Source organism: Halobacteriovorax sp. JY17, from assembly GCF_002753895.1.
Classification (GTDB): domain Bacteria; phylum Bdellovibrionota; class Bacteriovoracia; order Bacteriovoracales; family Bacteriovoracaceae; genus Halobacteriovorax.
Window position 1 is genome coordinate 1,316,417 of the sequence record NZ_NJER01000001.1, and the last position, 11,714, is coordinate 1,328,130.

Here is an 11,714-nt window from a genome sequence, read left to right on the forward strand (position 1 = left end):
ACAACCTTTCAGGTCTCTCACAAGAATACAAGAGTTTAGAAAAGTTAGATCAAATATAGACAATGCCCTCTTCTAAATCTTTACTTTCTTAACCTATCTCTAATTATGGAGAACCAGCTTTAAAAGCTTAATAGGTCTTGATAAACGCAAAATTAATCCCTCTCTCCCCTAGGAAATGGCCTCAATATCTAAGAGATGAAAGTCCTAACACTATTACTTATTCTCTCTCTAGATATTCGCGCTGAATCCGCTTCTGCGCGGGCCACGATGCAAGTCAACACCCTTGCCGAAATTCAAATAAGTATAAAGAAGAAGAGAGAGCTCACTATTGACTCTAGTGGGATAAGAGTTGCTCCGAACCAAATGATTCTCATTCATTCTACAAATGGAACAATGACAAGAAGTTCAGGAAAGAAGGGTATTTTAAAAACTCCACAGAATAAGAAAATTGAAATATTTTTCTAGTAAATTACATCCACTGTAAAAGTTCCGAAATAATTCCCTGGAGGCTGAGTTACATTTATACTTGTAAGAGTTGCTCCAATACCAATAGTTTGCCTACCTTTCTTATCGAGCAATCCATTTGCCCCCGCAGCTGGCACAGACTTAAAGTTATTGATAATAATAGGGTTAGATCCTGATCCATTTAGACTAATTGACATTTGAGTAGGAAGTAAGATTGAGTAAGAGGTATTCTTGTCTCCAGTAACATCAAATACAGCACTATTCGGATTATTAGAGTTTGGAGGAATTATTTTAGAAGAATCTCCCTGGACAAGAATTCCAAACTCCAGGTCTTGAACTTGAGTAACTTTGATTGGTTTTGAATAACTACTAATAGAAATAAGCAAAAGTATCAATACCTTCATATCTTCACCCCTTCAAAGAAAATACTATCGCCCTCTTTAGGCATCGTAAATTCTTTCTTATAATCTCGTCCGACACATTTTTCACACTTAATCTTTAAAGTATATTTCCCAGGGATAATCCCTTGAATATAGAAATAACCATCTCTTTCAATTTGAAACTCTTTATAAATTTTACCATCTAATAGAATCTCTCCCTTTAATCTCTCTTTTGAATTTGTCTTCTTAGAAAACTCAATCTCTCCTTCAACGTCTCCTTCAATCCTCAGAGGAAATTCAAGAAGCGCAGTCTTCCCAGCTCTTCCCCAAACTCTCTTTCCAGAGGTACTTGATTTCAAGTAAATATTTTCAATATTTTGAAGACTAATTTTTATATCCGTTGGAACAAGGGGTTGAACAAAAGAAAAGAAGGCATGTCCAAACTTATTTGTCACTTGTCTTTCATTTCCAGAGAGTCGGTAAAATTCAACATTAGGAATAACTCCCTCATCAGCACTTCTTTTCCCATCACCATTCTTATCAAAGAAGGCCAAGCTTTTAATATTGGCGTACTCACTAGTTCTCTTGTTATAGAGATTAATTCCACTCTCTTTGTCAAAGACGAGTCCATAGGTTAGATTTAGACCTACTCCATAACTCTTCTTATTCGTCGCTTCAAGAGTGACTCCTGCGTAGAGTTTTTCAAACCTCTTGTCGGCCCTAAGATTTAAAGAAGTTGTTCTCGTATCAAATTCATAGATCAAGTTTGAGCTATAGCTATGCTTCTTTCTATTTGAAAATGAATAACCAAATTCACTATCTCTTAGGCCTTCTTTATTCATTCTATTTTTTAACTTCAAAGTCGAATGCCCCCATGTATAACGAGAAAATAATTCATTAAAGACAACATCGTTTTCAACGCTAAGGCTATTTGAAATATAGAAATTCATAATAGAAAATGAGAGTCTATTTAAGAGATCTAAGTACTTTGGAGTCACACCATATTTCTTCTTATAATTAAAACTCGTATACATTTGTAAATTTGAAATAAATTTTAAAGGGAGTAGAAAGTATCCCTTCCATGAATAGTCGATAGGATTCTCTTGCCCTAGAGTGTCTGACTTCACTCCTGTGTTATTAATATAGGATAGATTGGTATTAACACCTAGAAAGTTAAATTTAGCAGACGCTTCAAAAGCACGTTCCTTACCATCAGTTATATAATTTGTATCAAGAAGAGTGCTATCAAGAAAAGTACTTAGAGACCCTCCGTAGTAATCCGTTGACTCAAGGGTTCTTTCATCAAAATTTCGTGTTGTATTTAAATCTAATTGCACTCTTTGAAAGAGATTCTTTGAAAGAGAGAAGGTATAATTATCCTCTTTAGAGCTATCCTTACCCATCGCTCCCGTGACTATAATCTTTCCATCATTTTTGAAATTATCTCTTATATTTAAATTTCTATTTTCGTATCTTCTCTCCCCCTTAGGTCCGTAGAAAATAAATTGAAAGCGGTTAAGACCGTAGTATAAATCGACCCCAATAAATTCATACCTCTGCTTTAAAGAGCTACCGCTTTGCCTCCCAATAAGAATATCATTGTGATAGAGTTCTACTTCCCACCCACTCTCAAGAGGGCCAGAAAAGTCTTCTTTTGAAAAATTCTTGGATCGAAGAAGAGATCTATTTGAAAAATAGCCTCCAGTAATTTGCTTTCCTCCACCAACGAGATTTACCGTAGGCGCATTAAAGTGAATAAGCTTTATTTCACTTAGCCCTACATCTCCAAAGATTCGACTTCTATAATCATTCCTCTCAAGACTTAACCAAAAAGACTCCTGCCTCTTTCCAATCCCTCTGTAGTCAGTATAAAGCTCTGATTTTAAAACCTCAGCAGAGAGGGAGGTCTCGTGACGTAGAGATGTTCTAGTGTGCCCATCTCTAGACTTACTTGACTCAAGCGATACTGATTGATCAAAATTGAATCCATCTATCCATTCTCTCTTATTTCTCTCTACTGGATAAGATACGATCTCACCTCTTTTGGAAGATTTCTTAGAAGCCCTCTCATCTCTAGCTTCTGGAGGAAATAGAGAGTGATATTCTAAAACAATAGAAGAATTAAGAGAGTTTATTTTAAATTTAATAGGAGTAATTTCTTCAAGAGTCGCCACATCGACAAGCACAAAATCTTCAAGAGCAATAAAGCTTGTGCAATCAATTTTCTTAACTTTATCCAAAAGATTCATTTCACATTGATCTAAATCTATTTGATAACCATTTTTCTCATCAAAGAGAAACCCCTCTATCACTCTTTGATTCTTGGCAAATTTATATTCTATACCAATTGAATCAAAGAGATCTTCTAGGGGAAGATACCACTTATTATTCTTTTTATAAGTGAGAAGTCCTTCGTTTAAAATAAAATTCTTCTTTGATTTAATCAGCATAATTCTCTCATAATTATACCAATCCCCTTGAGCGAAAGTGCTCATAGAAGAAAGCATAAATAGAAGGTAAAGAGATTTTATCAAAACTTAAACTGATCCTTTGCCGAAGGAGTTTTTGCAAATTCATTTTCAAAGAAGCGAATTTCATAATTCCCTCTCTTCTTTTTGAAGTCTTCAATTTTAAAAGTGAATCTTCTCTCTGGAATATAAGAGCTCACGCCATTTACAACTGAGATAAACTCTTCTTTTCCTCCATCAAGGCGAAAGATTTTAAACGTCCCAAAAGGAAAAATAGATTCATCTTTTTTCATAATGACATGAAAGAAGCTTCCTTCTTTATTGGAAGAGATTGCGAATTGTTCTAAGCTAATTTTCCCACTGCTATTTCCATGCGAATAAATAATAGGGACATTAATTGCGACTCTAGCATCTATCTTCATCATAACCAGATTATCTCTTCCGCCACTCTTCTCTTCTTCTTTCTTTATTGGCTCAAATCGAATATGAGCGCGGTAATCTCCAGGAGAGAGCTTAGAAGTTTTTCTCACCATAAAGCGAACCACCTGTTCTTCATTTGGTGCGAGAGTAACTCGTCTTGGAGAGAAGCGAAGAAATTTAATAATAGAATGTGAGCCCACTCCAGGGTCATCAATTCTCTTCATCTGACCATCAAAAGACTGCTTGTAGAAAACAGCGCTCAACTTATAAGTTGTTTTAAACGTTCCCTTATTTCTAATCGTCACAGTTGAAACTTTTGATCTCGTCGATAATTTAATCTTTGTTGGAAAGACCTGTAGATTTGCATAAGTACTTGCCGCAAGTAAAAGGACACTTACAGCAAAGAGTATTCTTAACTTCATTAACTTCTCCATTTTTTCAAGTAGTTAAAGACATTATCTCTAAAAATATTGATGAATGTAAGGTGGAAATAAAAAGCCCCTCCGTGAAGAAGGGGCCATGAAATTATCTAACTATTTGTAATTTCTAGTAAACAACGTCTACAGTAAAGTTAGCTGCGTAACTCCCTGCAGTCTGAGTCCCCGAAAGGGCCGCTCTTGTCGCACCAACTTTCAAAGTTTGCGCACCAGTACCGTCAAGTAATCCGTTTGCTCCAGCTGCTGGAGTAGAGGCAAAAGAGTTTACTGCAATCTGCTCATCAGCAGTTGCACCACCACCAGTAATCATAGTTACAGTAGCGTCGGCCGGTAGAGTAATTGTATAGGCAGTACTCGCCTGCCCTGTAACAGCAAACTCTGCTGCAGTTGCATCACCTGGAGCTACAGTAGAAGCAGCATCACCCTGAACTGAAGATCCAAAATCTAGATCTGCAACTTGTGAAATATTGATTGCTGCTGTAACGACAGCAAGGGCCTGAGCTGTGTCAGAAGCAGCTTTTGCTAAATCTACTGACATAAGTCCCGCTGTTGATAATCCTAAAAGACACATTGTTGTTGATACTTTCTTAAAAGTCTTCTTCATCATTCCCCCTAATTAGAATGGTTAACTTTCTTAATATTGATAATTATTTATCGGTTAAGAAAATTAACCCTTAAGTAAAACTAAATAGATAGGAACATATTTTTAAAGATTTCTTTACTTAACAGAGTCTTAGAAGACAAACCTTAATGAAGAAATTGGCCAAGAGTAACACTTTAGACCGAGCTTTTAATAGGATTCTTTGAGCAGACATAGAGAGTCAATTGTTTCATCGTAGTCTTATTATATGGCTTATTGATATAGAGAATTTTATCTGTGGGGCCAAAGATTTCTAAATAATCTTCCCAGGAATATTGCTGGAAAGCTGTACAGACAATAAACTCAGTTTGTGGATACTCTTCTCGAATATGCTTAATGGTTTGAATTCCATCAATGCCAGGAGGCATGCGAATATCCATAATCACTAACGAATACGGATCTTTATTGCGGTAAGCTTCTCTTACTTTTAAAACTCCTACCTCACCTTGGAAACAATGCTCTAGTGAGAATTGCATTCCAAAATTCTTAGCATTCATTTTTTCAATAATTTTCTTATACAGCTCATGCATCTCTTCCGAGTCATCAACCATTAATATTTTGTGCTCCATTATTTCATTGTCTCTCATAAACAAGTATAATTCCTTTAAATAAAGTATAAAAATCCTTAAACACTAGGAAAACCAGTATGATAAGACTTGCAATTCTTACCTGTAGAGAAATTAACTCCGAGGCCTGTAACGACGATAATCTCATAGTTGCCTTTTTAAAGAGGCAAGGTATTACAGCAATTTTTGAAATATGGGATGATCCAAATGTTGAATGGGAGGACTATGATTGTGCTCTCGTTAGATCCACATGGGACTACACTGAGAAAATTGAAAAATTCATTTCCTTTCTAAATACTCTCCCAAGTCACACGAAATTATTTAATTCAAAGAAAGTTATTCTAAATAACTATAATAAGTCCTACCTATTTGAGCTAGAGGAAAAAGGATTTGAAATTGTTCCCTCCATAAAGAGAACTGAAACAATTAATAGTATCAAAGAAGCTTTTAACCTATTTGAGTGCGAAAAATTAATTACGAAACCTTTAGTTGGAGCAGGAGCTTCTGGAATTCAAATTATTGAAAGAAATTCTGAGTTCAGAAAGGAATCAAAAGAAGAAGTAATCATTCAGCCTTTTCAAGATAGTATTTCTACAGATGGTGAAATCTCTCTCATATTTTTTAATAGTCAATTCTCCCACGCAATTTTAAAAATTCCAAAGAAGAATGATTATAGATCACAAGAAGAATTTGGAAGCTCTATTACTTCTTTTACTCCTGATACAAGTACAATTAATTATGCCAAGAGTGCCCTCTCTTCAATTTCAACTGATACTCTCTTTGCAAGAGTTGATCTTCTAAAGAACCAAGAAGAACAATGGAGATATATTGGAGAAGTTGAATTAATTGAACCAGCTCTCTATCTAAGTTTTGATGAAGACTCTGCCGAAAGATTTGCAGGAGCAATAGTCGATAGAATTAAAGGCGAATAGCGATAATTGGAGTTCTCTTTATCTTTTGAATTTGATCGCTCCAGCGAACTCCAATTATCTTTCCTATCGCATCAGTTTGTAGGTAGAGATCTCCCTCTCCAACACCGTCCTCCTCTCTAGAGTCGTTAGAATGAGGAGTCTTCGTTGCATCAAAGACTCTTACTTTATATAAGTGATCCTCTTCTCTTGCAGGAAATGAAATAACAAGTGCCATATGACCGCTATCCCCACTCTTTGGTATATGATCTTTCTTCCAACAGAGAATATCTCCAAGCTTAAGCTTAGAAATCTCATCGACAAAGAGATTGTGCTCTCTCGCATAAGAAAAGTAATCACTACTCTTTAAAGTTTCATCTCCCCGACTTATCCTTTCAAAAAGCTCAGCGTTTTCAATCTTTAAAATTGATGTAAATAAAGAAGAGCAATCACAGAAGTAATTCCCCTTGTAGTTTTCAAACGTACGACCTCTAAGAAAGCCTGTACTCTTCAAGCTCTCTTGTATCTTTTGAATACTCTTTAGAAAGACTTCATTCATTATTCGAGAATTTTTACAAAATGACTTCTATCAAAGCGAATCTGCTCACCATAAACTCCCTTATCATCTCTCTTTCCAATACTAATCACCATAACAAAGTGGGCGCCACTTCCAAGGTGAAGAATATTCTTAATTCTCTTAGAGTCTGCTCCTTCCATTGGACAAGAGTCATATCCAAGAGCTCTAGCTGCGAGCATAATATTTTCGCACCCAAGGGCGGTGGACTTAGTTGCCCAAGTTATCATCTGAGATTTAGAAACAGGCTCTCTTGGAGTCACTTTCTTAAAACCTGTGATAAAAATTGCAAGCCTCTTAATAAGCCCAAAAACTCCAAGAGGTCCTTGAGAGTAGGCCAATGGAACCAACTTCTCATAATATGACTTAGCGGCTGCAGGAACTCCCTCTTTCTTATTTAAGAACTCAAGCATTGTCTTTGCGTTCTCTCTCCACGTATCAGTTCTCGCTATACAAACAATTAACTCAGGAGCAGTAGCTGCTGCCGGTTGAGAAAGACAGGCTTTTACCAGCTCTGCCTTCTTCGTCGCATTCTTCACCCAATAAAACTCCCATGGCTGAAGATTAGAAGAATTAGGTGCCAAGACAGCAGCATCTAAGATCTTCTGCATATCTTCCTCTTTTACAGGCTCGTCCTTATAGACCCTTACACTTCTTCTGCTTTTTAGAACCTTAAAGAATTCTTCGCTATTAATGCTCTCTAATTCTTCCCTGTAACCAGTATCGGCCACCTCTGAAAATATGTCATTGCTCATGATTTTTCCTTTTCTTTAAACTTCATTATTTATAGAGTGCTATCTATGAAATATTTAACTATTTGTCTTATTGTATTTTCAATAAATTCTAGCCTTTCGGCCAGAGAGAAATTTCTATGTTCGACTCTGACTCTCCATAAATATAAATCAATAATCCCTAAAACGGAATTTGATAAAGTTAAACATTGCTCCTATTCATGTATTCTAAGTAGAAAGTGTGGTGTTGTAGAGAGTTTCTCTGTCGGTGTAGCCAAAGAAATTGCAGATCTCTTAGGCTTTGGGACACCTGATTGGGAGGACCTTGCTGCAAATAGAAAAGGAATAAAACTGGGTCGAAAAATAAAAAGTATTCAACAATGTCTTCCAACGTGCAGAGGTTACTACGAGCGCGGAAATATATGAATTGGAGATTTATAGCTCTAGGCTACCTTAGTCTCTTTGCCTTATCACTCTTAGATAATGGAAGATCACCTACATATAATGCGATTTTAGAAGACCTCAGCATTGGACCAGCTAAAGGCTCCTATATCTTTTCAGTAGCAAGCTTCATAAGCCTCTTAGTGAATCTCACTGCTGTAAAATGGCTCCCCAAACTAGGTCCTGTAGTTTCAACAAGAATCTCCCTGTCGCTCATGGCACTAAGTGGCTTCTTCATGTACATAACAGGAGTTCAAACTAGCTACACACTTTTAATTGTAAGTTCAGTCCTTCTAGGTCTTGGCCTCGCAATTTGTACAATTACAATGAATGTCCTAGTGATTAAAGGCTCGACGAGCTCCTCTAGGAAGAGACTCTTCTCAGGCCTCCATGCAATCTACGGCCTATCGTCCTTACTTGCTCCATTTATCTTGGCATTTCTTATTAAGCATGGAGGAGACTGGAAGACCTACTTCGTAGTAAGTGGAATTATTGCTTTCTCTGTCATACTTATTACCGCTAAGACAGAAACTCTTCCTACAGAACCTCAAGAAAAGCAAAGAGAGAATCAAAATGTTCCAGTAAGATTTAGAATACTCTTTGGACTTCTCCTAGGCGCCTACGTCGCGAGTGAAATTGTTATCTCAACTAGGCTTCCATACTACTTAAGAACCGTTCTAAAGTTTGATGAGATCACTGCTGGATACTATTTGAGCTTCTTCTTTTTAAGTCTATGCGCCGGAAGACTACTCTTTTCATTAAAGTCATTTAATTTTAAGAGCGAACACTTAATGATCTTCTCTCATATTACAACACTTGTCTGTTTCTTTAGCGGTCTCTATATCCACCCTCTCTTTCTCGCTCTCTGTGGCTTTACCATGTCCTACGCTTTTCCAATGGGAATGGACTTTCTAGTAGAGACCTTTAAAGAGAAGAGTGATTATATGATTACTTCTGTCATGACTTGGATTGGGGTGATGCTCGCTTCCATGCACTTTGTCTTTGGCCTTATAAATGAGAACTATGGTGCTAATATCGCTCTTCTGCTAAGTCCTCTTCTAAGCCTTCTTGCACTAGGTGCCTTAATTATTTTTCTAAAGAGCGATAAGAGTTCAATATGAGAATTGTTGCGATTTCTGATACACACCAAGCTTATCTACAAAACCTTCCAGAGGGAGATCTTCTTATTCACTCAGGGGACTTCTCTCTACTTCCAAAGAATGTAAGTTCAAATAGAGAACTTATGTTGAGTGAACTCACAGATTTACGAGATTGGTTTCTTTCTTTAAAAGATAAGTATCAACACATAATTCTAGTACCTGGTAATCATGATTGGATTTTTGAAGTTGATTATGAATTTGCTTCTCATTTCTTAGAGGGAGTGATTGTTTTAAATGACCGTCAAATTGAAATTGATGGAATTAAAATCTGGGGAAGCCCAATTAATTTAGAGTATAGAGATTGGGCCTTTAATAGGGCCGCTGGCGAAGAAATTCTAAAGCACTGGAGAGCAATCCCTAAGGACACAGATATTCTCATCACGCATGGTCCTCCTCTTGGAATTTTAGATCGCGCTTTCCCTGAAAAGAATAGTCCAGAACTTGGTGATATTGATCTTCTAAATACCGTTAATAAATTGGATCTTAAGGCCCATATCTTCGGACATATTCACGGCTCTCATGGGACTTTAAAGAGAAATGGTACTTTATTTGTGAATGCAAGTATTATGGATGAATCCTATAAACCTACTTTTGAACCAATAATATTTGAAATTTAAACGTAGAAAACCAGCGAAAGAATTTCTTCCTCCGCTGGCCTCTTAAGACTTTTTAGAATTTATAAGTAAACTCAATATTACGACCCTGTTTCTTAGTAATCGTAACTTCCTTTGAACCAACACTTACGCTGACAGGAGCACTTACTCCTCTCTTAAAAAATCTTTTCACAAACTCTTCGACTTTAGAATTCGTTGAGTTTAGAGTTTCATTCGAAACAACTAAGTCCCATTCGTCATCTTCAACTGGAGTCATAATAAAGTTTGCAAATACCCCAACATCTAACTGTAGTCTAATTAGCGGACTACTATCTCTCTCTGCTTTACTACCTGTTACAAATAAGTTTTCAATCTCAGTACTGAAGTCATTATCTTCACCACTTAGATCTGCTTTTCCTCTTGTCTCAACTTTTACAGTTTCGTGATACTCAACACCTGAGTTATCATTTTCATCTTGATCTTTATCCGCAATATAAACTGCCATTGTTTTATCAATCGAACGATCCATAATCATGTAAGACGGAGCGATTTCATTATTAAATCCACCTTTTCCGATTTTCTCATGCTTTGGATGTGCATAATCTTCAAGTAATCCAGCATCTACATAGAAGACACCTTTCATTTTATCTTCTTCGATTCTGTAAACATTACCAGTAGTCTTTGTCTTTGCTTCGTACGAACCAAGATCCTCACCTTCTGTGAAGTTAAACATTGTTGGATACGCATCCATAACAAATGTTCCTTCTTCTAATCTTCTACTCATTGGAATATTTCTACTTTCAACTTCATCTTTATTAGCAGAGAAGTTCTTAGTAGAGTAAGCATTATTCTTTGTTAGAACATAGTTCCAAGGTTTTGTCTTAACTCTATAATTTGATCTATGACCATCAAGTAGTGCTTCCTTCGCATAAACTTTTATAATAGGCGTTCCTACAGGAAGTATGTCTCTTAAGTAAGCAATCGCTTCGTTATTCATTCTAGAACAACCAGAACTTCTTGGGTTCGCCACTAAATTCGTAAAGTATTCTTTAGTTGCTTTAATCAAACTATCTTTGTCAGATCCCCAACCAACAGTTCCGTGTGTCCACTGAGAATGGTGATTTGGTCCAACCCAAGCTGTGTACCAACCAAAAGCTCCACGCATATCACCTTTCTTCTTTCCATTTTCTTCTGGCATATACTTGCTCTTAAACCACTTTAGAAATGACGACCCTGCCTCTGGTGGCATAGGATAATCTTCTTGGTACCAAGAAGGATAGTGTGCGGCATGATCTTGATAGAACTTCCACCAATCAGTAATTCTATAAGACCCAACATAACTTCTCGTCTCTTTAGTATCTTCACCAATGGCCATTTCAGATTCCATAACCATTTTATTTAGACATACATTCTTAGCGTCACATGATTTCTCATAAACTCTAAGTCTCTCTGTCGCAAGGTTTTGAATAACAAAGTACTTTCCATCGAAGTCCTTATAATCCTCAATTTTTTCAAGAAGGTATTTAAAAGAAACAAAGTACTTATTTGAAGTCGCAATATTTTGATAACTCATTCTTCTAAATGTAATTTCAACGTAGTCATCAGCTCCTGTAGCAACCACTGTCACTTTATCATGACGAGAAAGAGTACCAAGCCTCTTCCCATTTTCATCTCTAACAGTTAACGCCGTAGTCGTATAATAATTCTTACCTACTTCAATCTCACTAATTGAAGTCATGGCACCCATCATTTTCTCATAGGCAACATTTCCTGTATTAGGATACTTTTCATTTCTTCCACCACAACTTGTAACTAGCGCACCAGTCATGGCCAAAATTAAAAGGGACTTACTCATAGATGTCTCCTGACAAACTTTTCAATTTACATTTACCTCCCGAAAATACAGAAAATAGCGCCTCACATCAACGTGA

General features: G+C 36.6%; 13 protein-coding genes. 5 read left to right on the forward strand and 8 right to left on the reverse strand.

Features of this window, described 5'->3' with window-relative positions; translation table 11 throughout:
• Window positions 1-195: 195 nt before the first annotated feature.
• On the forward strand, window positions 196-465 hold the full coding sequence (locus tag CES88_RS05990; RefSeq protein WP_290732380.1) for a hypothetical protein: 270 nt from the start codon (window positions 196-198) through the stop codon (window positions 463-465).
• On the opposite strand, the gene CES88_RS05995 is transcribed toward CES88_RS05990, so the two are convergent.
• The 5 genes from CES88_RS05995 to CES88_RS06015 all read right to left on the reverse strand — a co-directional run bounded on the left by CES88_RS05995 (window position 462) and on the right by CES88_RS06015 (window position 5,397).
• Entirely contained in the window at window positions 462-869 is a 408-nt protein-coding gene (locus tag CES88_RS05995; RefSeq protein ID WP_290732383.1) for a DUF4402 domain-containing protein, read from the reverse strand. The two genes, CES88_RS05990 and CES88_RS05995, sit on opposite strands and share 4 nt — an antisense overlap.
• Window positions 866-3,295, reverse strand: a complete 2,430-nt coding sequence (locus tag CES88_RS06000; protein ID WP_290732386.1) for a hypothetical protein — start codon at window positions 3,293-3,295, stop codon at window positions 866-868. The genes CES88_RS05995 and CES88_RS06000 overlap by 4 nt, the downstream gene beginning before the upstream one ends.
• Window positions 3,296-3,375: 80 nt before the next feature.
• A complete protein-coding gene (locus tag CES88_RS06005; protein WP_290732389.1) occupies window positions 3,376-4,155 on the reverse strand; it encodes a hypothetical protein in 780 nt (259 codons plus the stop codon).
• A 124-nt stretch (window positions 4,156-4,279) separates the two neighbouring features.
• The gene (locus CES88_RS06010; RefSeq protein WP_290732392.1) at window positions 4,280-4,774 is read right to left on the reverse strand and encodes a DUF4402 domain-containing protein; all 495 of its coding nucleotides are present in this window, start codon (window positions 4,772-4,774) and stop codon (window positions 4,280-4,282) included.
• Between the two features lie 173 nt (window positions 4,775-4,947).
• Window positions 4,948-5,397 (reverse strand): response regulator, encoded by a 450-nt coding sequence (locus CES88_RS06015; RefSeq protein WP_290732395.1) that lies wholly within the window; start codon window positions 5,395-5,397, stop codon window positions 4,948-4,950.
• Window positions 5,398-5,456: 59 nt separating this feature from the next.
• On the opposite strand from CES88_RS06015, the gene CES88_RS06020 reads away from it, so the two are divergent.
• On the forward strand, window positions 5,457-6,308 hold the full coding sequence (locus tag CES88_RS06020) for a hypothetical protein (RefSeq protein WP_290732398.1): 852 nt from the start codon (window positions 5,457-5,459) through the stop codon (window positions 6,306-6,308).
• Here CES88_RS06020 and CES88_RS06025 read toward each other — a convergent pair.
• Together CES88_RS06025 and CES88_RS06030 are read right to left on the reverse strand one after the other, a co-directional pair.
• Window positions 6,295-6,843, reverse strand: coding sequence for a hypothetical protein (locus CES88_RS06025; protein ID WP_290732401.1), 549 nt, complete (start codon window positions 6,841-6,843; stop codon window positions 6,295-6,297). The two genes, CES88_RS06020 and CES88_RS06025, sit on opposite strands and share 14 nt — an antisense overlap.
• Window positions 6,843-7,613 carry a nitroreductase family protein gene (locus CES88_RS06030; RefSeq protein ID WP_290732404.1) on the reverse strand — a complete coding sequence of 257 codons (771 nt, stop codon included), beginning with the start codon at window positions 7,611-7,613 and terminating at the stop codon, window positions 6,843-6,845. The genes CES88_RS06025 and CES88_RS06030 overlap by 1 nt, the downstream gene beginning before the upstream one ends.
• A 45-nt stretch (window positions 7,614-7,658) precedes the next feature.
• Between CES88_RS06030 and CES88_RS06035 the strand changes: the two genes are divergently transcribed.
• The 3 genes from CES88_RS06035 to CES88_RS06045 are packed head-to-tail and all read left to right on the forward strand — an operon-like array spanning window position 7,659 to window position 9,807.
• Entirely contained in the window at window positions 7,659-8,015 is a 357-nt protein-coding gene (locus CES88_RS06035; protein WP_290732406.1) for a hypothetical protein, read from the forward strand.
• Window positions 8,012-9,151 carry an MFS transporter gene (locus CES88_RS06040; protein WP_290732409.1) on the forward strand — a complete coding sequence of 380 codons (1,140 nt, stop codon included), beginning with the start codon at window positions 8,012-8,014 and terminating at the stop codon, window positions 9,149-9,151. Before CES88_RS06035 ends, CES88_RS06040 begins: the two co-directional genes overlap by 4 nt.
• A complete protein-coding gene (locus tag CES88_RS06045; protein ID WP_290732412.1) occupies window positions 9,148-9,807 on the forward strand; it encodes a metallophosphatase domain-containing protein in 660 nt (219 codons plus the stop codon). Before CES88_RS06040 ends, CES88_RS06045 begins: the two co-directional genes overlap by 4 nt.
• A gap of 52 nt (window positions 9,808-9,859) precedes the next feature.
• Here the strand turns inward: CES88_RS06045 and CES88_RS06050 are convergent, their stop codons facing one another.
• Window positions 9,860-11,638, reverse strand: a complete 1,779-nt coding sequence (locus tag CES88_RS06050; RefSeq protein ID WP_290732415.1) for a L,D-transpeptidase — start codon at window positions 11,636-11,638, stop codon at window positions 9,860-9,862.
• Window positions 11,639-11,714: the final 76 nt, after the last annotated feature.

Coding starts and splice junctions, on each gene's coding strand:
- CES88_RS06030 (WP_290732404.1), bottom strand. CDS start 7,613: ATGAGCAATGACATATTTTCAGAGGTGGCCGATACTGGTTACAGGGAA.
- CES88_RS06050 (WP_290732415.1), bottom strand. CDS start 11,638: ATGAGTAAGTCCCTTTTAATTTTGGCCATGACTGGTGCGCTAGTTACA.
- CES88_RS06040 (WP_290732409.1), top strand. CDS start 8,012: ATGAATTGGAGATTTATAGCTCTAGGCTACCTTAGTCTCTTTGCCTTA.
- CES88_RS06045 (WP_290732412.1), top strand. CDS start 9,148: ATGAGAATTGTTGCGATTTCTGATACACACCAAGCTTATCTACAAAAC.
- CES88_RS06020 (WP_290732398.1), top strand. CDS start 5,457: ATGATAAGACTTGCAATTCTTACCTGTAGAGAAATTAACTCCGAGGCC.
- CES88_RS06015 (WP_290732395.1), bottom strand. CDS start 5,397: ATGAGAGACAATGAAATAATGGAGCACAAAATATTAATGGTTGATGAC.
- CES88_RS06010 (WP_290732392.1), bottom strand. CDS start 4,774: ATGAAGAAGACTTTTAAGAAAGTATCAACAACAATGTGTCTTTTAGGA.
- CES88_RS05995 (WP_290732383.1), bottom strand. CDS start 869: ATGAAGGTATTGATACTTTTGCTTATTTCTATTAGTAGTTATTCAAAA.
- CES88_RS06035 (WP_290732406.1), top strand. CDS start 7,659: ATGAAATATTTAACTATTTGTCTTATTGTATTTTCAATAAATTCTAGC.
- CES88_RS05990 (WP_290732380.1), top strand. CDS start 196: ATGAAAGTCCTAACACTATTACTTATTCTCTCTCTAGATATTCGCGCT.
- CES88_RS06025 (WP_290732401.1), bottom strand. CDS start 6,843: ATGAATGAAGTCTTTCTAAAGAGTATTCAAAAGATACAAGAGAGCTTG.
- CES88_RS06000 (WP_290732386.1), bottom strand. CDS start 3,295: ATGCTGATTAAATCAAAGAAGAATTTTATTTTAAACGAAGGACTTCTC.
- CES88_RS06005 (WP_290732389.1), bottom strand. CDS start 4,155: ATGAAGTTAAGAATACTCTTTGCTGTAAGTGTCCTTTTACTTGCGGCA.